This is a genomic window from Tundrisphaera macrotermitis (assembly GCF_051175315.1).
Taxonomy (GTDB): Bacteria; Planctomycetota; Planctomycetia; order Isosphaerales; family Isosphaeraceae; genus Tundrisphaera.
The window spans coordinates 6,831,191-6,849,842 of sequence record NZ_CP195100.1; the positions used below are offsets into that span (position 1 = coordinate 6,831,191).

At 71.5% G+C, this 18,652-nt stretch carries 16 protein-coding genes; 11 read left to right on the plus strand and 5 right to left on the minus strand.

Annotated features, from left to right (window positions below):
- Positions 1–5: 5 nt before the first annotated feature.
- Positions 6–602, plus strand: coding sequence for a phosphoesterase (locus tag TA3x_RS27660; RefSeq protein WP_435017910.1), 597 nt, complete (start codon positions 6–8; stop codon positions 600–602).
- A gap of 23 nt (positions 603–625) precedes the next feature.
- On the opposite strand, the gene TA3x_RS27665 is transcribed toward TA3x_RS27660, so the two are convergent.
- Together TA3x_RS27665 and TA3x_RS27670 are read right to left on the minus strand one after the other, a co-directional pair.
- The gene (locus tag TA3x_RS27665) at positions 626–1,861 is read right to left on the minus strand and encodes an alpha/beta hydrolase (protein WP_435017911.1); all 1,236 of its coding nucleotides are present in this window, start codon (positions 1,859–1,861) and stop codon (positions 626–628) included.
- A gap of 173 nt (positions 1,862–2,034) precedes the next feature.
- Positions 2,035–3,453 carry a hypothetical protein gene (locus tag TA3x_RS27670; RefSeq protein ID WP_435017912.1) on the minus strand — a complete coding sequence of 473 codons (1,419 nt, stop codon included), beginning with the start codon at positions 3,451–3,453 and terminating at the stop codon, positions 2,035–2,037.
- 88 nt (positions 3,454–3,541) lie between these two features.
- Here TA3x_RS27670 and TA3x_RS27675 point away from each other — a divergent pair, with 88 nt between their 5' ends.
- The 8 genes from TA3x_RS27675 to TA3x_RS27710 all read left to right on the plus strand — a co-directional run bounded on the left by TA3x_RS27675 (position 3,542) and on the right by TA3x_RS27710 (position 13,943).
- Positions 3,542–4,633, plus strand: coding sequence for a saccharopine dehydrogenase C-terminal domain-containing protein (locus TA3x_RS27675; RefSeq protein ID WP_435017913.1), 1,092 nt, complete (start codon positions 3,542–3,544; stop codon positions 4,631–4,633).
- Positions 4,634–4,653: 20 nt separating this feature from the next.
- Positions 4,654–6,213, plus strand: coding sequence for an L-piperidine-6-carboxylate dehydrogenase (gene amaB / locus TA3x_RS27680; RefSeq protein WP_435022448.1), 1,560 nt, complete (start codon positions 4,654–4,656; stop codon positions 6,211–6,213).
- Between the two features lie 61 nt (positions 6,214–6,274).
- Positions 6,275–6,517, plus strand: coding sequence for a hypothetical protein (locus TA3x_RS27685; protein WP_435017914.1), 243 nt, complete (start codon positions 6,275–6,277; stop codon positions 6,515–6,517).
- Positions 6,514–6,825, plus strand: coding sequence for a hypothetical protein (locus TA3x_RS27690; protein ID WP_435017915.1), 312 nt, complete (start codon positions 6,514–6,516; stop codon positions 6,823–6,825). The genes TA3x_RS27685 and TA3x_RS27690 overlap by 4 nt, the downstream gene beginning before the upstream one ends.
- Positions 6,826–6,940: 115 nt before the next feature.
- Positions 6,941–7,960: a diacylglycerol/lipid kinase family protein gene (locus TA3x_RS27695; protein WP_435017916.1), complete on the plus strand. Its 1,020-nt coding sequence runs from the start codon at positions 6,941–6,943 to the stop codon at positions 7,958–7,960.
- Positions 7,961–7,991: 31 nt separating this feature from the next.
- The gene (locus TA3x_RS27700) at positions 7,992–13,391 is read left to right on the plus strand and encodes a neutral/alkaline non-lysosomal ceramidase N-terminal domain-containing protein (protein WP_435017917.1); all 5,400 of its coding nucleotides are present in this window, start codon (positions 7,992–7,994) and stop codon (positions 13,389–13,391) included.
- Positions 13,388–13,759, plus strand: a complete 372-nt coding sequence (locus TA3x_RS27705; protein WP_435017918.1) for a DUF983 domain-containing protein — start codon at positions 13,388–13,390, stop codon at positions 13,757–13,759. The genes TA3x_RS27700 and TA3x_RS27705 overlap by 4 nt, the downstream gene beginning before the upstream one ends.
- A 43-nt stretch (positions 13,760–13,802) precedes the next feature.
- Positions 13,803–13,943, plus strand: a complete 141-nt coding sequence (locus tag TA3x_RS27710; RefSeq protein ID WP_435017919.1) for a hypothetical protein — start codon at positions 13,803–13,805, stop codon at positions 13,941–13,943.
- A 6-nt stretch (positions 13,944–13,949) separates the two neighbouring features.
- Here TA3x_RS27710 and TA3x_RS27715 read toward each other — a convergent pair whose 3' ends face one another.
- Complete coding sequence (locus TA3x_RS27715; RefSeq protein WP_435017920.1) at positions 13,950–14,465, minus strand: hypothetical protein; 516 nt, start codon at positions 14,463–14,465, stop codon at positions 13,950–13,952.
- Between the two features lie 246 nt (positions 14,466–14,711).
- Between TA3x_RS27715 and TA3x_RS27720 the strand changes: the two genes are divergently transcribed.
- On the plus strand, positions 14,712–16,010 hold the full coding sequence (locus TA3x_RS27720) for a right-handed parallel beta-helix repeat-containing protein (RefSeq protein ID WP_435017921.1): 1,299 nt from the start codon (positions 14,712–14,714) through the stop codon (positions 16,008–16,010).
- 15 nt (positions 16,011–16,025) lie between these two features.
- Here TA3x_RS27720 and TA3x_RS27725 read toward each other — a convergent pair whose 3' ends face one another.
- Positions 16,026–16,166 carry an MFS transporter small subunit gene (locus tag TA3x_RS27725; RefSeq protein WP_435017922.1) on the minus strand — a complete coding sequence of 47 codons (141 nt, stop codon included), beginning with the start codon at positions 16,164–16,166 and terminating at the stop codon, positions 16,026–16,028.
- Positions 16,163–17,518: an L-lactate MFS transporter gene (locus TA3x_RS27730; protein WP_435017924.1), complete on the minus strand. Its 1,356-nt coding sequence runs from the start codon at positions 17,516–17,518 to the stop codon at positions 16,163–16,165. Before TA3x_RS27730 ends, TA3x_RS27725 begins: the two co-directional genes overlap by 4 nt.
- A 184-nt stretch (positions 17,519–17,702) precedes the next feature.
- Between TA3x_RS27730 and TA3x_RS27735 the strand changes: the two genes are divergently transcribed.
- A complete protein-coding gene (locus TA3x_RS27735; RefSeq protein WP_435017925.1) occupies positions 17,703–18,641 on the plus strand; it encodes an amidohydrolase family protein in 939 nt (312 codons plus the stop codon).
- Positions 18,642–18,652: the final 11 nt, after the last annotated feature.

The window sequence follows — 18,652 nt, forward strand, 5'->3', positions numbered from 1 at the left end:
TGGGAATGTCCGAACGGGTCATGGTGGTCCCGACCGCCGAATTCGAGCGCCTGGGGCGATTCCAGGGCTTCTCCGCCGACGCCGACCGCTATCTCGACGCCCTGCTCACCCCCGAGCTGGTGCGGTTCCTGCCCCGGTCGGAGGTCGAGGACGACCCCGGCTTCAAGCAGATCATCCCCTACGTGATCTTCCGCGCCGGGGCGTCGGTCTTCACCTATGCCCGGAGCAAGTCGTCGGGCGAGGCCCGGCTCCGCCGGCTCCGATCGCTGGGCGTGGGGGGGCACGTCGCCGAGGCCGACGCCGACGGCAGCGGATCGCCAGAAGCCTACGAGCTGGCCCTCCGCCGCGAGTTGGACGAGGAGGTCGCCCTGCCCGCCGAGCTGGGGCCGATTCGCCGGCTGGGGCTGATCAACGACGACACCAACCCGGTCGGCCTGGTCCACCTGGGGGTGGTCCACCTGTGCGACCTCGACCGGCCCACCCTCGACCCCCGCGAGGACGCGCTGGCCGACCCCGAGTTCATCGCCGTGGCCGACCTGGCCGCCCGCCGCGACGAGTTCGAGACCTGGTCGCAGATCTGCATCGACGCCCTGCTGGCCTGATGGCCGGGGGCCGGCCCCGGGGATCAGCCTCCCGGGGCGGCCGGCTCCTCGTGGACGGTCAAGGCCTCGGCGGCGGGGGCGATCTCGGGGGCGGGGAGGGTCTCCCGGATCGTCGCATGGCCGGGCTGGCGCATGTCGAGCCAGGCGATCAGGGGCGGGAAGACCTCGCGTGGGGCATTGCGGCTCCAGACGAGGTCGCAATGGCCGTAGTCGGCCTCCTGGCCGTCGAGCCGGCCGAACCGCATGAGCGACTTGTCGGCGCTGCCCAGGGCCTGGAACGTGAGGATCGACGACGGGATGTCGGCCATGATGTCGGCCTCGCCCGCGACCATCAGGATCGGCGTGGTCACCCGGTTCAGCCCGGCGGCGTAGTCGATGGTCCGGTCGGCCGAGAGCATCCGGCCGTTCTTGAGGTAGGTCTCCAGCTGCTTCAACGCCCCGGGCCCCGGGTCTTCCAGGGTGTATCCGTAGAAGCGGTCCACGGTCCGGGTGTCGACGTTGGCGGCGGTGTAGTAGAAGCGGTCGACCTTCTCCAGGCCGGGGAGTCGGCCATACATCATCGGACGGCCGAGCCGGCCGGCGCTGAAGACCGTCATCAGGGTGCGTAACCCCTTGTTGGCGGCGTACATCTCGCGGACCTCGGGCGTGTCCACCACGATCGCCACGCCGCCCATGTCCACGAAGTTGGCGATCCGGTCGGGCTCGCGGGTCATCTCCAGGTGGGCGAACATGAGCATCCCGCCCAGGCTATGCCCCACCCAGTTGACCCGGTCCTGGCCGGTCTCGGCGCGGACGTAGTCGAGGATCGCCGGGACGTCGTATCGCGCCTGGTCGTCCACGGTCCAGTCGGCCGAGCCGATCTCGCGGAACGGCCCCTGGCGGACGACCCGGTTGAGCATCCCCTTGTATCCGACCCGGTGGCTGGCCCCGGACCCCCTCATGTCGACGATGAAGACGTCGTACCCCTGCGAGGCGAGCTGCCCCGGCAGGTGGCGGTCGGTGATCGTCCAGAAGGTCCCGTTCAGCCCCAGCCCGTGGCAGAGCACGACCGGGAGCTTGCCCGGGTCGGGGCAATCCGGGCGGATCCGCCGCATCCCCAGCCGCCAGCCGTCGGCCGTGGTCGCGAACCCCTCGCCGCAAGGGCGGAGGTCCCCGGTCTCGGCCCTCCAGCGCATGGTCGCGCAGCCCGGGCATGCCAGCACGATCAGGATCAGCCACGGCGCCCAGTTCCCGAGGCGCCAACGCCAGCCATCGCGCATGAGTCGAGGAATCCTTCCTCGTTCGATCAACTTCAGGAAAAACGGGCGCCGGCACGATCCTTCGGGCCGGCCCGCCCGTCCGCGCGAATCTTAATCGACGTTCCCGATCGTGGGAATGCAAAGTTTCTCCGCATCGGCACGATCGCGCCGGGATGGGGCGAGACCTCCGGGATTCAATGCGACCCGACCGTCTCGTAATCCACGGCGTCGAAGGCATCCGGCCGCACCTGGCGGCGCGGGTCGGTGGCGGCGATGATCTCGCTCACCCCGTGCTGGTTGAACCCCTTGAATCCGTCGTTCCGCTCCAGGTTCTCCATGTGCGATCCGATCGCGCCGTCGGCCCGGAACGCCTCGGCCTGGGCCGGCGTGATCAGGCCCCGGGCCAGCAGCCGGTCGATCCGGGCCGGGTCGACCCGCCAGCGTTCCCCCTCGGTGAACGCCTGGCGAAGATAGGCGAAATCGGTGAACGGCTTCATCGTGCGGATGCCGTGCTCGCGTTCGAGCTGCTCCTTGAGGGCGTCGAAGCTGAAGACGCATTCGAGGTGGTGCATCCCGGCCTGCAGGAACGCCTCGCCGTGGAGCCCGCACCACAGGCCGATGGTCGCCAGCGCGTCCCGGGGCGCGAGGCCGTCGTGGCTGAAGTCGCCCATCAGCTCTTCCGGGGAGAGGTCGACGTCGTTGAAGGTGACGATCCGCGTGACCGGGTGCTCCATCACCTGGGCCCCCCAACCGGCCGCCAGCCCGGCATAGAACCGCTCGCGGCAGAACAAACCCAGCTTCTCCCACACCCGGACCAGCGGGGCGAAGCTCTCGCGGCTGCTCCGGTAGGTGTGGTGGTCATGGTTGGCCCAGCCGATGCCGAGCCGGTCCTGGCGGGCCTTCTGGGCCTGCGCGGCCTTGTTGCGCCCCGCCCAGTACTCGCGCTCGGCCGCGAAGAAGAGGTCGCAGGCGTAGTCGCGGCCGACCCGGGCGATGGCCGCGTCGATCAGCCGTTCGGCCTCGGCGAACCCCTCGGCCGCGTCGACGAAGTCGCGGCGGCGGAGCCGGAAGCCCTCGGCGACGGCCAGCACGTCGGCCGGGGCCGGGCCCCCCTCGGAGGTGTAGCCCCGGGTGCCGTGGCGCTCGGCGACGCTCACCGTGGCCTGGCCCTCGGCGGCGACCACCGCCCGGCGATACGGGGCCAGCGGGGCCCCCTCGATCGGGCGGACCAGGCGATGGGCGGCGAGGAAGTCGGCCACGCTCTCGACCTTCAACTCGACGCCCGTCCCCGTCCCGCCCACGGCGATCGTCGGAAACAGCCCCCGGGGCTGGTCGTAGGTGGCGAATCCGCCATCCGCGCCGCGGGGCTCCCACCCGGCCGCGACCGCCGCTTCGAGCCGGGGGTCGCCCCCGGGGAGGAACACCGTGTCGATCAGGTCGGCGAAGCGGTTGCCGCTCTCGCGGAACAGCCGATCGGCGAAGTCGGCGGCCCAGGGGACCTCGGCCAGGAGGCTCGCCGCGACCTCGGCCACCCAGGCCCCCGCGGCGGGCTGGGGTTCCCAGTGGTATTCCAGCAACACATCGGCGTGGGAGGGCGTGGGGTGGGTCGACATCGACGGCTCCGATTTGGTCCGCGGGGCGAAGGTCCGTATGATTCTAGGGAGCCAGGAGCTTTCGTCCACGCATTTCGGAAGGTTGCGGATGTACCCAGTGCTGCTCGTCGGGGCCGGAAAGATCGGATCGGCCGTGGCCAAGTTCCTCGCCGACACCGGGGATTATGACGTCCGGGTGATCGACGTCGACCCGGAATCGCTCGGCCGCCTCGAAGGCGAGGCGAACATCTCCACGGACATCGTCGACGTGATGGACCCGGCCCAACTGGCCGGGGCGATGGCCGGCCGCAAGGCGGTCCTGTCGGCCGTCAGCTTCGCCCAGAACCCGATCCTGGCCGCCGCCGCGCTCGAACACGGCCTCTCCTACTTCGACCTGACCGAGGACGTGGAGACGACCCGGATCGTCCGCGGCTTCAGCGAACGGGCCCGGCCCGGCCAGATCTTCATGCCCCAGTGCGGCCTGGCCCCGGGCTTCGTGTCGATCGCCGCCTATGCCCTGGCCGAGCAGTTCGACAGCCTCAGCGAGGTCCGCCTCCGCGTCGGCGCCCTGCCCGTCTTCCCGACCAACGAGATGAAGTACAACCTCACCTGGTCGACCGACGGCCTGATCAACGAGTACGGCAACCCGTGCGAGGCGATCCACGAAGGCCGGTTGATCAACGTCCTGCCCCTGGAAGGGCTGGAGCAGTTCAGCCTCGACGGCGTCGACTACGAGGCCTTCAACACCAGCGGCGGCGTCGGCACCCTGGCCGAGACCCTCCAGGACAAGGCCCACACGCTCAACTACAAGACGGTCCGCTACCGGGGCCACCGGGACCTGATGAAGTTCCTGATGTTCGACCTCCGGATGAACGAGCACCGCGCCCAGCTCAAGGAGATCTTCGAGCGCGCCGTGCCGATGACCCCGCAGGATGTCGTGTTGATCTTCTGCACCGTGAAGGGCGTGAAGGACGGCCGGTACGTCGAGATGACCGACGCCCGCAAGGTCTACGCCGGCACCTTCCGGGGCCAGACCTGCAGCGCCATCCAGACGACCACCGCCGCCGCCATGTGCGCCGTGCTCGACATGCACGTCGCCGGGCAGCTGCCCACGCAGGGGTTCGTCAAGCAGGAGCAGGTCTCCCTGAAGGACTTCCTCGCCAACCGCTTCGGCGTCTCCTACGACGTGGCCCAGAGATGATCGAACGAGGACGCCCGACGATGGACCTGCTCCGCAAGTTTTCCATCCCCGACCGCCCCGCCGCCACCGCGATCGGGGCGACCGCCCGCCCCGGCTCCGGGGCGCCGATCGTCGCCCGGTCGCCGATCGACGGGGCCACGCTCGCCACGATCGCCGGGGCGACCGCCGCCGACGTGGACGCCGCCATCGACGCCGCCCACGCCACCTTCCTCAAGCTCCGGGTCATCCCCGCCCCGATCCGGGGCGAGCTGGTCCGGCGGATCGGCGTGAAGCTCCGCGAGCGCAAGGCCGACCTCGCCGAGGTCGTGACCCTGGAGGCGGGCAAGATCACCAGCGAATCCCTGGGCGAGGTCCAGGAGATGATCGACATCTGCGACTTCGCCGTGGGCCTGTCGCGCCAGCTCCACGGCCTGACCATCGCCAGCGAGCGGCCCGGCCACCGGATGATGGAGCAGTACCACCCGCTCGGCGTCGTGGGCGTGATCAGCGCCTTCAACTTCCCGGTGGCGGTCTGGGCCTGGAACGCGATGCTGGCCCTGGTCTGCGGCGACCCCGTGGTCTGGAAGCCGAGCGAGAAGACCCCCCTGACGGCCCTGGCCACCCACGCGATCGTCCTGGAGGCGATCCGCGAGTCGGCCGACCTCGGGATCCCGGCCGAGGTCGTGTCCCTGGTGATCGGCGGTCGGGAGGTCGGCGAGGCGCTCGCGGCGTCGCCCAAGGTCCCCCTGGTCAGCGCCACGGGATCGACCCGGATGGGCCGCGAGGTCGGCCGGGTCGTCGCCGGACGGTTCGGGCGGAGCATCCTCGAACTCGGCGGCAACAACGCGATGATCGTCGCGCCGTCGGCCGACCGGGAGCTGGCCGTCCGGGCCATCACCTTCTCGGCCTTCGGCACCGCCGGCCAGCGCTGCACGACCCTGCGCCGCCTGATCGTGCATGAGACCATCTACGACGCGATCGTCCCCCGGATCCGGGAGATCGCCGGCCGGGTCAAGATCGGCGACCCACGGACGCCGGGCACCCTGCTCGGCCCCCTGATCGACGGGGATGCGTTCGAGGCGATGCAATCCGCGCTGCAGCAAGCCCGCCAGGCGGGCGGGACCGTTTCCGGCGGCACGCGGGCCGACGTCGGCGGCGAGGCCGCATTCTACGCCGCGCCGGCGATCGTCGAGGGGCTAGATCCCTCGGCGGCGATCGTCCAGCACGAGACGTTCGCCCCGATCCTATATTGCTTCCGATACCGGACGCTCGACGAGGCGATCGCGATCCACAACGGCGTCCCGCAGGGGCTGAGCGGTGCCATCTTCACCAACGACGTCCGCGAGGCGGAACTGTTCCTGTCGGCGGCTGGCAGCGACTGCGGCATCGCCAACGTGAACATCGGCACCAGCGGCGCCGAGATCGGCGGCGCCTTCGGCGGCGAGAAGGAGACCGGCGGCGGCCGCGAATCCGGCTCCGACGCCTGGAAAGCCTACATGCGCCGGGCCACCAACACGGTCAACTACTCGACCACCCTCCCCCTGGCGCAGGGCGTGAGCTTCGACGTCGACGGCCCGGATCAGGTCAAGCCGATGGCATGACGAGCCCCGTCCTGGGACACTGGGGTCGTCCCCCATCTGTCCCGGGCGAGGAGATGAGCCGATGAGCGGGCGACGTGCCAGGGTTCTCGCCATCGTCATGTATGTGGCCGCCGCCCTCTGCGGCCTGGAACTGGTGTTCAAGGTCGTCTCGGCCCCCGCGCTGAACCCGGTACTGCTGATCGGGCCGATCGTCGGGAATCTGTTCCTCGCCGTCGTCCTGATCCTGGGGGCTCGCATCGTGTGGGAGAAGGGCAACGCTCCCGGGAAGGTCGCGCTGACCGACCCGGAGTGGCAGAATCCATGACCGATCGCGACTCGACCATGTTCACCCCGGAAGAACGGCTCGTCCTCGACGCGTACCGCCATCCGGGGTCGTCGGACACGCGGCGGGCCGTCCGGCTGAGCCTCCAGTATCTCATCGGGGCGGGGATCTTCGCCTACGCGGCGATCGCCGTCAGCCCCTGGTTCGCGGTCCTGATCTGGCTGGAGTTCGCGGCCTTCGCGGCCATCCGCCTCCGGGGGGCCCGCCGGGTCGCGGGGATCATGCCGGGCATCCTGGCCAAGTACGAACGGCGACTCGCCGAACTCGAAGGACCGGCCGACCGGCCATGACCCGGCCGGCGTCGGTCGATTGACCCGACGGGCCCGGCCTCGATAGCATGGGCCGGTTGCCGCGCGGGCCTCGATGCCCGCGGCGGGACGCGGCCCGGTGCGGAAGGGGATCGGCATGGCAAATCGGCTCCAGATCGACTCGGGACCGGGGGGGGCGTCGCCCGCCCGGGAGGGCTGGGAGGCCGAAGCGAACCACGGGCGCGACTGGGTCGGCATCGCGGCCAACGCCGCATCCGGCCGGGGCGCCGGGCGGCTGGCCGTCGATCGCCTGGCCCGCGAGTTGGAGAAACTCGGGCTGGAAACCCGGATCGCCTGGACCCTGCCGGAGCGCGAGGCCTTGGTGGCCGACGCGACGGCGGCCCAACATTGCCGATGCCTGGTGGCGGCCGGCGGGGACGGCACGGTCGCCGACCTGATCAACGAGCGCCCCACCGTGCCGATCGCCGTGCTGCCGGTGGGCACGGAGAACCTGTTCGCCCGCCACTTCAAGTTCGTCCGCGACCCCAGGCGGGCCGCCGAGCGGATCGCCTCGGGCGAGGCGACGACCATGGACCTGGGCCGGGTCGGCTCGCGCCGGTTCGCGCTGATGGCGGGCATCGGCTTCGATGCCGACGTGGTCTCGCGGCATCACAACGCCCGCGTCGGCCGGACCGGGTCGATGCGGCCGACGCACCGCGTGGCCTACGTCGAGCCGGTCCTCCGGTCGAGCTTCGGCTATCGCTTCCCGCCCCTCCGCCTGACGATCGACGGGGCCGACGGCCGGCGCGAGTCGCTGGCCGGGTCGACGGCCTTCATCTTCAACCTGCCCCGCTACGCCCTGGGCCTGCCGTTCGCCCCGTCGGCCCGGGGGGACGACGGCTGGCTCGACCTGGTCGTCTTCCGCGACCCCGGCCCGTTCCGCGCCCTCCATTACCTCTGGCTGGTCGTGTGCGGCCAGCACCTGAACCGGCCCGGCATCATCCATCGCCGGGTCCGCCGGGTGACGGTCGAGGCCGACGAGCCGGTCCCGGTGCAGCTCGACGGCGACCCCGGCGGGACGATCCTGCCCGGCGCCTCGCCCCCCTGGACGGCCGAGATCGACCCCGATGCCCTGGGCGTGCTCGCCCCGGCCGTGTCGGCGGTCGCGGCGTCCTGACCCTCCCGATCGACCGAAGAGAGATCCCACCATGCCGATCCGCCCCGCCCTCCTGGCCCTCGCGGCCTGCCTCGCGCCGCTCCTGGCCCGTCCCGCCCTCGCCGATGACACCATCCCGATCGGGGTGGCCCGCGCGGACGTCACCCCCGAAGGGCCGATCTGGCTCAGCGGCTACCTGTCCCGGACGGCCGAATCCAACGGGGTCGCCCAGAAGATCTGGGCCAAGGCCCTGGCGATCGGGTCCGACGAACAGGGCCCGGCGATCCTGGTCTCGCTGGACAGCCTGGGCATCTCCGCCGCGAGCGTCGCCGAGGTCGCCGGCCGGCTGGAGCGGAAGGCCGGGATCAAGCCCGAGCGGCTCTCGATCGCCGCGTCGCACACCCACTACGCCCCCTGCCTCACCGACGTCGCCCCCCACATCTTCGGCAAGAAGCTGCCGGCCGAGGAGCAGGCGCGGGTCGACGCGTACACCCGCACCCTGGTCGACCGGCTCGAAAAGGTCTGCCTGGACGCCCTCGCCGATCGCGCCCCCGGCCAGCTGTCCTGGTCCCAGGGGAAGGTCGGGTTCGCCGCCAACCGCCGCACCAAGGGGGGGCCGGTCGACCACGCCCTGCCGGTCCTCCGCGTGACCGCCCCGGACGGCAAGATCCGGGCGATCCTGACCAACTACGCCTGCCACTGCACGACCATCCCCCACACCGACAACCTCGTCCACGGCGACTGGGCCGGCGTGGCGCAGGAGGCCATCGAGGCCGACCACCCCGGCTGCATCGCCCTGACCGTGGTCGGCTGCGGGGCCGACTCCAACCCCACGCCCCGCGGCTCGCAGGCGATGGCCGAATCCTACGGCCGGTCCGTGGCCGACGAGGTGGCCCGCCTGCTCAAGGGGTCGTGGGCCGACCTGCCCGCCGCCCCGCCCGCCATCGCCGTCGAGAAGTTCTCCCTCCCGTTCGACACCCTGCCCGACCGCGAGGCCCTGGAGAAGCTGGTCAAGGCCGGCGGCCCCCCCGGCTACAACGCCTCGGTCTGGCTGTCCCGGCTCGATCGCGGCGAGAAGCTGCCGGAGGCCCTGCCCTACTCGGCCCAGGCCTGGCGGTTCGGCGACAAGCTGGCGATGGTCTTCCTGCCCGGCGAGGTCGTGGTCGACTACGTCCTCCGGCTCAAGAAGGAACTCGACCCGGCCCGTCTCTGGGTCTCCGCCTACAGCAACGACGCCCCCTGCTACATCCCCTCCGAGCGAATCCTCCGCGAAGGGGGCTACGAGGGGGGCGGGGCGATGGTCTATTACGGCTGGCCCACCCGGCTCAAGCCGGGCGTGGAAGACCTGATCGACGCCGCCGTGCTCCGCGTGGTCGGCCCCGGCTTCGAGGCCCCCAAGGCCGCCGAGCCGCCCAGGCCCCCGCTCACCCCCGAGCAGGGCCGGGCGGCGTGGCGGGTCAAGCCCGGCTTCCGCGTCGAGCTGGTGGCCGCCGAGCCCCTGGTGGAAAGCCCGGTGGCCGTGGACTTCGGCGTCGACGGCAAGCTCTGGGTCTGCGAAATGCGCGACTACCCGATGGGGATCGCCAACGACTGGAAGCCCGGCGGCGTGGTCAAGGTGCTGGAAGATCGCGACGGCGACGGCCGCTATGAGACGGCGACCAAATTCCTCGACGGCCTGCCCTTCCCGACCGGCGTGATGGCCTGGCGCAAGGGCGTGATCGTGTGCGCCGCGCCCGAGGTCATCTACGCCGAGGACACCGACGGCGACGGCCGGGCCGACATCCGCCGCTCGATGCTCCAGGGCTTCGCCACCGAGAACTACCAGGCCCGCGTCAACGGCCTGTCCTACGGGCTCGACAACTGGGTCTACGGTGCCAACGGCCTGATCGGCGGGACGATCCGGGGGATGGCCAACGGTTCCGAGGTCAACATCGGCGGCCGGGACTTCCGCATGAAGCCCGACACCGGGGCCTTCGAGCCGGCCTCGGGGCTGACCCAGCAGGGGCGGGTCCGCGACGACTGGGGCAACCCGTTCGGCGGCAACAACAGCGTGCTGATCCAGCACTTCCCCCTGCCCGACCACTATGCCCGCCGCAACCCCCGGGTGGCCCCCCCGGCCCCGGCCGTGAACGTGGTCCGGGACGCCGACCCGGCGCGGATCTACCCGGCCAGCGAGACTGTGGCCCGGTTCAACCACCCCGAGAGCGCCAACCGCGTGACCTCGGCCTGCTCGCCCCTGATCTACCGCGACGACTACCTCGGCAAAGAGTTCACCGGCAACTCGTTCACCTGCGAGCCGGTGCACAACCTGGTCCGGCGGGCCGTGCTGACTCCCGAGGGGGCGACCTTCGCCGGCCATCGCGCCCCGGGCGAGGAGGAATCGGAGTTCCTGGCCTCCACCGACCCCTGGTGCCGCCCGGTCCAGGTCCGCACCGGGCCCGACGGCGCCCTGTGGGTGGCGGACATGTACCGCGCCGTGGTCGAGCACCCGCGCTGGATCTCGCCCGAGACACTCAAGACGATCGACGTCCGCGCCGGTGCCACCATGGGCCGGATCTACCGCGTGGTCGCCGAGGGCCGACCGACCCGGCCGGTCGCCCGGCTCGAATCGCTCCAGGGCCCGGAACTCGCCCGGGCCATCGACACCCCCAACGGCACGGTGCGCGACAACGTCCAGAGGCTGCTGGTCCACCGCGGCGACCGATCGGCCGCGCCGACGCTGGTCGAGCTGGCCAAAACCAGCACCCACCCCGAGGCCCGGTTGCAGGCCCTGGCCACCCTCGACGGCCTGGGCGTGCTGGACCCGGACACGCTGCTCGGCGGGCTGGCCGACGCCCATCCCGGCGTCCGCCGCGAGGCGATCCGGATGGCCGAATCCCGCTTCACGGCCGACGCCCGGCTGCTCCCCGCAGTGATCGCCCGGGCCGATGACCCCGACGCCCCGGTCCGGTTCCAGGCCGCCCTGAGCCTGGGCGAATCCACCGCCCCGGAGGCCGGCGCAGCCCTGGGCCGGATCGCCGCCCGCGACGGGGCCGACCGCTGGATCCTCGCCGCGGTGCTGTCCTCGGCCACGCCCCACGCCCCGGCGATTTTGGCCGAGGTCGCGGCGAAGGCGGGCGAAGCCGGGCCCGCACCGGCCCTGGTCGAGCCCCTGGTGGCCACGATCGCCGGCTCCGGCAACCCGGCCGACATCCGCCGCGTCCTGGGCCTGCTCCGGGTCGTCGATCGCGGCCCCGAGGCCTGGAAGCTCGGGGCGCTCGCCCGGCTGCTCGACGCCAGGAATGACCCCGCCCTGGCCGCCGACCCGGACGTCGCCCCGACGCTCGCGGTGGCCCGGGCCTGGGCCGCCGACCGATCCCGCCCCGCCCCGGCGCGGGTGGCCGCCCTCCGCCTGCTGGGCCGGGGCGACCGCGACGCCGATCGCGAGGTGCTGTCCGGCACCCTCGAACCGTCCGAGCCGGCCGACATCCAGGCGGCGGCCATCCAGGGCCTGGCGCGGATCGGCGACCGTCCGGCGGCCGACGCGGTGCTCGCCGCCTGGTCGCGGTTCGGCCCGGCCAACCGGGGCGCGGCCCTGGACGCCCTGCTCGCCCGCGAGGCCACGGCCGAGGCCGTCGTCGACGCCCTGGAGAAGGGCCGGATCGCCCCGACCCTGGTCGACGCCGCCCACCGCGAGCGCCTGCTCGGCAAGGGGACCGAGGACCACCGCAACCGGGTCGCCCGGGTCTTCGGCCCGTCCGCGATCGGCCCGCGCAAGGCGGTCGTCGCGGCCTACGCCTCGGCCAGGACCCTGCCCGGCGATGCGAACCGGGGGGCCAGGGCCTTCGCCCGGGCCTGCGCCTCGTGCCACAAGGTGGGCGAGGTCGGCCACGAGGTCGGCCCCGACCTGATGGCCCTGACCGACACCTCGCCCGACGCCCTGCTCGGGGCGATCCTCGACCCCAACGCCGAGGTCGACGCCCGCTACGCCGTCTACACCGCCGCCCTCAAGGACGGCCGCGTCCTGGCCGGCCTGATCGCCTCGGAGACCGCCGGCGCCATCACCCTGAAGCGCCAGGACGGCGCCGCCGACGCCATCCTCCGGGTCGACCTGGAAGACCTGGCCACGGCCGGGAAATCCCTGATGCCCGAGGGGCTGGAAAACGACCTGACCCCGGCCGACATGGCCGACCTGATCGCCTTCCTGAACCGGGGCGGCGTGCGGCCCAAGGAACTGGCCGGCAACCGGCCCCGCCCGGTCGTCCCGGACGCCGACGGCACGCTCCGCCTGACGGCCGACGCCGCCGAGGTCTACGGCCCCAGCCTGGTCTTCGAGCCCGAGTTCGCCAACCTCGGCTACTGGCACACCCCCCGGGATCGCGCCGCCTGGACGTTCCACCTCGACCGCCCGACCACGTTCTCCGCGACCCTGGACTCGGCCTGCGATGAGGAGGCGGCGGGCAACGCCTACGAGGTCCGGGCCGGGGCGACCACGCTCCGCGGCCGGATCGCCGGCACGTCCGGCTGGTCCGACTACCGGCCCCTCTGGATCGGCGAGATCCCCCTGCCCGCAGGCGACCACCGGATCGAGATCCGCCCGGCCGGCCCGATCCGGGTCGCCCTGGCCGACATCCGCTCGCTGACCCTCGTGCCCAAGGGGCTGGGCAGCCTGCCGCCCCCGGCCACGCCCGCCCCGCCGGAACTGCCGACCTCGGCCGCCGACCGCGCCGCCGAGATCCTCAACCCCAAGACGGCCAAGGGCCGCCGCGACGCGCTGCTGGCCATCGACGCCGCGAAGTCGGCCGAACTCCTGTCCGAGCTGACGAAGGGCCTCGACCCGGCAGACCACACCGAGGAATCGCGGCGGATCCCCTGGATCTGGCAGGTTGCCATCGCCGCCGGACGGCGCAACGATGCCGCCGAGATCGTCCGGATCCTGGACGCCTCCACCCCGGCCGACTCCCAGCCCCTGGAGCGCTGGCAGGCCGTGGCGATCGGCGGGGGGATCATCAACGGGATCACCCAGGCCGGGGAATGGCCCGGCGCGCGGGTCGAAGCCCTGCTCCGCGACGACCCGGCCCGCCTCGGCCGCTGGCGGCGGGCCCTGGGCCTGGCCTTCGCGATGGCCGACGATGCCTCGGTGCCCAGCGGGACGCGGTACGATGCCCTGCGGATGATCGGCCTCGAGCCCTGGGACAAGGCCGGCGCCCCGCTGTCCCGCTACCTGGCCCCCGGCACCAACGGCGAACTCCAGCAGGGGGCGGTCTCGGCCCTGGGCGACCTGCCCGATCCCCGCGCGACCCGGGCGCTGCTCGATGCGATGGGCGGCCTCACCCCGTCCAACCGCAAATGGGCCCTGGAGGCCCTGGTCCGCAACGACGAGCGCCGGGCGGCCCTCCGCGACGCCCTGAAGGCGGGCCAGGTCAAGGAAGCCGACCTGCCGGACGGGGTGCGCTCGGCCCTGGGCCGATGACGGGCACACGCCGCCCCTCGCGACTCCGGGCCCTCCTGCGAGGGCGGTGCCCGGAGTGCGGGATCGGGCGGATCTTCGCCGGACGGACCCGGATGAACGAGCGGTGCCCGGAGTGCGGCTACCGGTTCGAGCACGAGCCCGGCTACTTCACCGGGGCGATGTACTTCAGCTATGCGATCGCCGTCCCGATCATCGCCGCCGGGGTGATCGCCGGCTCGCTCTGGATCGTCCCGACCTGGCCGCTCCATTGGGTCCTGGTGGCGGCCTGGGTCCTGTTCCTCCCCCTGGTCCCGGCCGTGTTCCGGGCCTCGCGCGTCCTGTTCATCCACCTCGATCGCTTCCTCGACCCCGAAGGGGAAGCCCGGTGAGCCCATCCGGTCCGTCCTCGACCTCTCCCTGGGATGAACCAGCATGCTCGGAATGATTTTGATCTATGCGGTCTTGTCGATCCTCTTCCTCGTGGCCGGCGTCGGGATCTGGATCCTGCGTGGCAACGGCCTCCGCGACCTCCTCGGCCGATCCAGGCAGGATCGGGAACAGCCCAGAACCTAGCACCGATCATCGAGACGACATGGCGATCGGGTGGAGACCGAACCTTTCGTGCGGCGGGCGGTTCTTCCGGTAGGCCTTGAGCAGGTCCATCAGCTTCGCCCTCATTTTGCCGGCGACCCTTTCGGTCTTGAGGTCATAGAAGGACCGGGCCCCCTCCGGGTCCACGAAGCGAGCCTCGAAGCACCCGAAGCAGATCAGGCAGCGGGTGACCTTCCCCTCGACGGACCATTCGACGGCGAAGTCGGGATGAAAACCGCCGCAGGTCTTCTCCACGTTGGACGAGATGCCGGCATAGGTCCCCCTGGCGCCGATCAGGTCGCGGAGCGTCGCGACGTCCTCCGCCTTCATGGCGAGGGGCTCTCGGTAGAACGGGAAGTCGGACAGCATGACGATCGGCCTGACCTTCCGCTCCTCCTCGAATAATTCTTGCTCATATGCATGATGCGGAAGCCCCTCGTAAACGACGATCTCGTCGGCCCGTCGGATCGTCTGGTAGACCTGAGGCAGGAGGGGCCAAACCACTTTGATTGCGCAAGCCGCCCCGATGAACACGAGGACGAGCGCACGGATCCGGGGCCAAGTCATACTCATGCAAGTATTCCGAAATGTTCTTCTTTACACTTGTCCTACCGCCCCAAATTACGACGTCCCGAATGCCGGCTCAAGGTGACAGCTGCCTCCCCGAAACCCATCCCGCGACCCATCCCGTCTGAGGCGTCCATGCTTGATCCTCTCCATTCGATCGGGCCTCGGGTTGGGATCTTCGCCTTGGCCGCGTGGTCGGCCGTCGCGACAACAGCCCAGGCTGGCAACGGTGAGATCTCGGCCGGGGATTACCCGACGATCCAAGCGGCCATCGACGCCAACCCCGGGCGGGTCGTCGCCGTCCCGCCGGGCGATCACGCGATCGGCAAGACGATCCGCATCGACAAGCCCGGCGGCGGGCTGGCGGGGTCGGGGCGGATCGTGATGTCCGACCCCGGGGCGGCCATCGTGGAGATCGAGCACGCCCGGGGCGTCCGGCTCTCCGGCCTCACGCTGACCCGGGCCGAGGGGGCGATGGAGACGGGCCGCGAGGGGGTGCTGATCTCGGATGGCCGGGACATCACGCTCGACGGCCTGCGGGTCGAGGACAACCGAACGCGATCCGGGGCGATCCGGGTGGAAGGGTCGCACCGCGTCCGGATCTCCCGGTGCGAGGTGCGGAACTACATGAGCATCGCCGTCGACGACCGGACCCGCGACGCCGCGAACCAGGGCTACGCCTTCCGGTGCATCGACGGCACCGGCATCGTCGTCGACCGCTCGCACGGGACGCTGATCGAAGGCTGCACGATCATCGAAGAACGGCTCATCCCCACGCCCGAGTTGAAGGCGGAGCACCGGCTGGGGACGTTCACCGCGAAGAACCCGACGAAGGGAGCATTGGTCGCGCAGGCGACCTGGGACGCCGGGTACGTCAACAACTGGCACCAGGGCTCGGCCCTGATCGTGACCGGGCCGACCGAGTCCGCCGACACCCGCATCCTGGGCAACCACATCGAGAACGCGGCGCAGGGGATCGACCTCCACTCCGACCGCGTGGTCGTGAGCAACAACATCGTCACCAACTCGTTCATCGGCATGAAGGCCATGCACGGGTCGCGGCACGTCCTGATCACCGGCAACCAGTTCAGCCGCAACGACCTCTGGGCGATCGGCCTGATGCCGGGCGTGGCCTCGGCGCCGGGCAACGTCGACGGCGGGTCGATCATCGCCAACAACATCATCTCGGGCTTCGGCGCGGGCCATTCCGCCTGGATCTGGAAGGACGCCGACCGCTGCCCGATCCGGTTCGACCATGGCCAGGAACCGGCCGACCCGCCCCTGCGCGACGTGATCGTCACGGGCAACATCGTCGACGACGGCCGCCGCGACCGGGCCGAAGGCGAGCCCGACCGACCGCGCTATCGCCTCGCCGTCCGGGTCGAGGCCGGGTCGGGCCACTCGCCCGAAGGGCTCCACTTCTCGGACAACCTGTTCCACCCCGGCACCGAGGGGATCAGCAACGTCGAGTTGAAGCCCTGAACCGCCCGGACCCGATCAGGGGACGAACAGGAGCATCGCCTTGCGGAAGGTCATGACCACCCCATAAAGCAAGGGCAGCGTGACCAAAGTCCAGGCCACGGCCACCAGCCCCCACCCGCCGGGGGTGGCTTCGAGTTCCTCGCGTCCGGGCGTCATGGCAACTCCTCGCGGCTGCGGACGTGCCGGGGGTGGACCCGCGTGACCAGCAGGTTGCAAAGGAAACCAATCCCGAGCAGCCCGGCCATCAGGTTCATGGTGAGGTTGTAGGCGTCGGACTTGGCCACGGCGTGATCGACCTGGTACTGGCGGATGTACGCGATCAGCGCCGGTCCGGCCACGCCCGCCGCCGACCACGCAGTGAGCAGGCGGCCGTGGATCGCCCCCACCTGCCGGGTGCCGAACAGGTCCGAGAGGTAGGCCGGGATGGTGGCGAAGCCGCCGCCGTACATGCTCAGGATCGCCGCGAAGCAGGCGACGAACAGGGGGACGTTGCCGGCCCGACCCGCGACCGGCACGAGCGCGAAAAGCACCGCCCCGGCCGCGAAGAAGATCGCGTAGGTCGCCTTGCGGCCGATCGCGTCGGAGGCCGACGCCCAGGCGAACCGGCCCCCCATGTTGAACAGTCCGAGCAGGCCCACGAACCCGGCCGCCGCCTGCGCATCGATCCGGCCCCGGAAGATCTCCTGGATCATCGGCGACGCCTGGCCCAGCACGCCGATGCCGGCGGTCACGTTCAGGAACAGGATCATCCAGAGCAGGGCGAACTGCGGCGTCAGCGTGGCCGCTTCCACCGGGACGTGGTGCTCGCTCGCCAGCACCCGGGTGGCCGGCGGGGGCGTCCAGCCGCGCGGGGCCCAGCCCTCGGGCGGAACGCGGAACAGGAAGGCGCCGGCAATCATCGCGGCGAAATAGACGGCCCCGAGCACCAGGAACGTCTCGGCCACGCCCACGGAGGTTGGCGAGGCGAAGCGGCGCATGAGCGCCTCGGACAACGGGGCGGCGATCATCGCTCCCCCGCCGAATCCCATGATCGCCATCCCGGTGGCCATGCCCCGGCGGTCCGGGAACCAGCGGATCAGGGTCGAGACCGGCGTGATGTAGCCGATCCCCAGCCCGCAGCCGCCGAGCACGCCGTAGCCGAGTTGCAGCAGCCAGAGCTGGTGGCGATGCACGCCCACGGCCGCGACCAGGAAACCCAGGCCCCACAGGCAGGCGCTGGCCACCCCGCTCGCCCGGGGCCCGGCCCGCTCCAGCCACTTCCCGCCGAATGCCGCCGACAGCCCGAGGAAGACGATCGCCAGGGTGAACGTCCAGCCGACATCGGTCAGCTTCCAGTCTCCCGGTGCCGGGGCATCAATCCCGATCGCCCGGGTCAGCGGCAGGTTGAACACGCTGAACGCATAGACCTGGCCGATGCACAGGTGGATCGCCAGCGCCGCCGGGGGGATGAGCCAGCGATTGAAGCCGGGCCCGGCCGTGATCCGCGACTTCCGCAGCAGGTTCGCCATGAATGCCTTCGATCCCCCTCCCCGATCCGGAACCCCGCCCGAGGATACTGCGGCCCGCCCGGCGAGGGCAAGGCCGACGACACGTCCCGGACCGGCCGAAAATGGAGGCGATAGCGGGTGGCGATCGGGCCCCGGTCGTGCTTCACTGGCCCGGTCGAGGTCGGCACCTTCCGGAGGATGGATCATGGGCAGGCACGCGAGTCGTCGGGAATTCCTGGGCCGGTCGGCCGCGCTGGCCGTGGCCGTCGGGGCGGGCATCGGGGCCGCGCCGGCGGCGATCCCGATCATCGACAGCCATCAGCACCTCTGGGACCTCTCGAAATTCCGCCTGCCCTGGCTCGCGGCCGGCCAGCCGCTGGCGCATGACTTCCTGATGGACGCCTACCTCAAGGACGCCGAGGGGCTGGGCGTCGTCAAGACGGTCTACGTGGAGGTGGACGTCGCGCCCGACCAGCACCGGGCGGAGGCCGATTACGTCGTCGACCTGTGCCGCCGCAAGGATGGCCCCCTGGCCGGCGCCGTGATCGGCGGCCGGCCCGCGTCGGACGGATTCGCCGACGACCTGGCCTACTACAAGGACAAGCCCGAGATCAAGGGGATGAGGCAGGTCCTCCACGGCGGCACGCCGCCGGGCACCTGCCTGGATCCAAAATTCATCCGGGGCATCCGGCTGCTGGGCGAGTCGGGCCTGAGCTTCGACCTCTGCCTGCGGCCGGCCGAGTTGCCCGACGCGACCCGGCTGGTCGACGCCTGCCCGGGCACGTCGTTCATCCTCGACCACTGCGGCAACCCCAAGCTGAAGGACAAGGACCTCTCCGCCTGGCGCGACGACATCGCCCGGATGGCCGAGCGGGAGAACGTCGCCTGCAAGGTCTCGGGCCTCACCGCGACCTTCACCCCGGGGTCGTGGACGGCCGAGGACATCGCCCCCGCCGTCGACCGGGTCCTCTCCGCGTTCGGCCCCGACCGGGTCCTGTTCGGCGGCGACTGGCCGGTCTGCAACCTGGCGTCGACGCTCCGGGGCTGGACCGACGCCCTCCGCGAGGTCGTCCGCTCCCGCCCCGAGGCCGAGCAACGCAAGCTGTTCCACGACAATGCCCTGCGGGTCTACCGCCTCGCCTGACCGGGGAGGCC

What these genes read in the sequence shown, in the direction of transcription:
- TA3x_RS27660 (WP_435017910.1), top strand. Translation starts at nt 6, where the DNA reads ATGTCCGAACGGGTCATGGTGGTCCCGACCGCCGAATTCGAGCGCCTG.
- TA3x_RS27665 (WP_435017911.1), bottom strand. Translation starts at nt 1,861, where the DNA reads ATGCGCGATGGCTGGCGTTGGCGCCTCGGGAACTGGGCGCCGTGGCTG.
- TA3x_RS27670 (WP_435017912.1), bottom strand. Translation starts at nt 3,453, where the DNA reads ATGTCGACCCACCCCACGCCCTCCCACGCCGATGTGTTGCTGGAATAC.
- TA3x_RS27675 (WP_435017913.1), top strand. Translation starts at nt 3,542, where the DNA reads ATGTACCCAGTGCTGCTCGTCGGGGCCGGAAAGATCGGATCGGCCGTG.
- amaB (WP_435022448.1), top strand. Translation starts at nt 4,654, where the DNA reads ATGGACCTGCTCCGCAAGTTTTCCATCCCCGACCGCCCCGCCGCCACC.
- TA3x_RS27685 (WP_435017914.1), top strand. Translation starts at nt 6,275, where the DNA reads ATGAGCGGGCGACGTGCCAGGGTTCTCGCCATCGTCATGTATGTGGCC.
- TA3x_RS27690 (WP_435017915.1), top strand. Translation starts at nt 6,514, where the DNA reads ATGACCGATCGCGACTCGACCATGTTCACCCCGGAAGAACGGCTCGTC.
- TA3x_RS27695 (WP_435017916.1), top strand. Translation starts at nt 6,941, where the DNA reads ATGGCAAATCGGCTCCAGATCGACTCGGGACCGGGGGGGGCGTCGCCC.
- TA3x_RS27700 (WP_435017917.1), top strand. Translation starts at nt 7,992, where the DNA reads ATGCCGATCCGCCCCGCCCTCCTGGCCCTCGCGGCCTGCCTCGCGCCG.
- TA3x_RS27705 (WP_435017918.1), top strand. Translation starts at nt 13,388, where the DNA reads ATGACGGGCACACGCCGCCCCTCGCGACTCCGGGCCCTCCTGCGAGGG.
- TA3x_RS27710 (WP_435017919.1), top strand. Translation starts at nt 13,803, where the DNA reads ATGCTCGGAATGATTTTGATCTATGCGGTCTTGTCGATCCTCTTCCTC.
- TA3x_RS27725 (WP_435017922.1), bottom strand. Translation starts at nt 16,166, where the DNA reads ATGACGCCCGGACGCGAGGAACTCGAAGCCACCCCCGGCGGGTGGGGG.
- TA3x_RS27730 (WP_435017924.1), bottom strand. Translation starts at nt 17,518, where the DNA reads ATGGCGAACCTGCTGCGGAAGTCGCGGATCACGGCCGGGCCCGGCTTC.
- TA3x_RS27735 (WP_435017925.1), top strand. Translation starts at nt 17,703, where the DNA reads ATGGGCAGGCACGCGAGTCGTCGGGAATTCCTGGGCCGGTCGGCCGCG.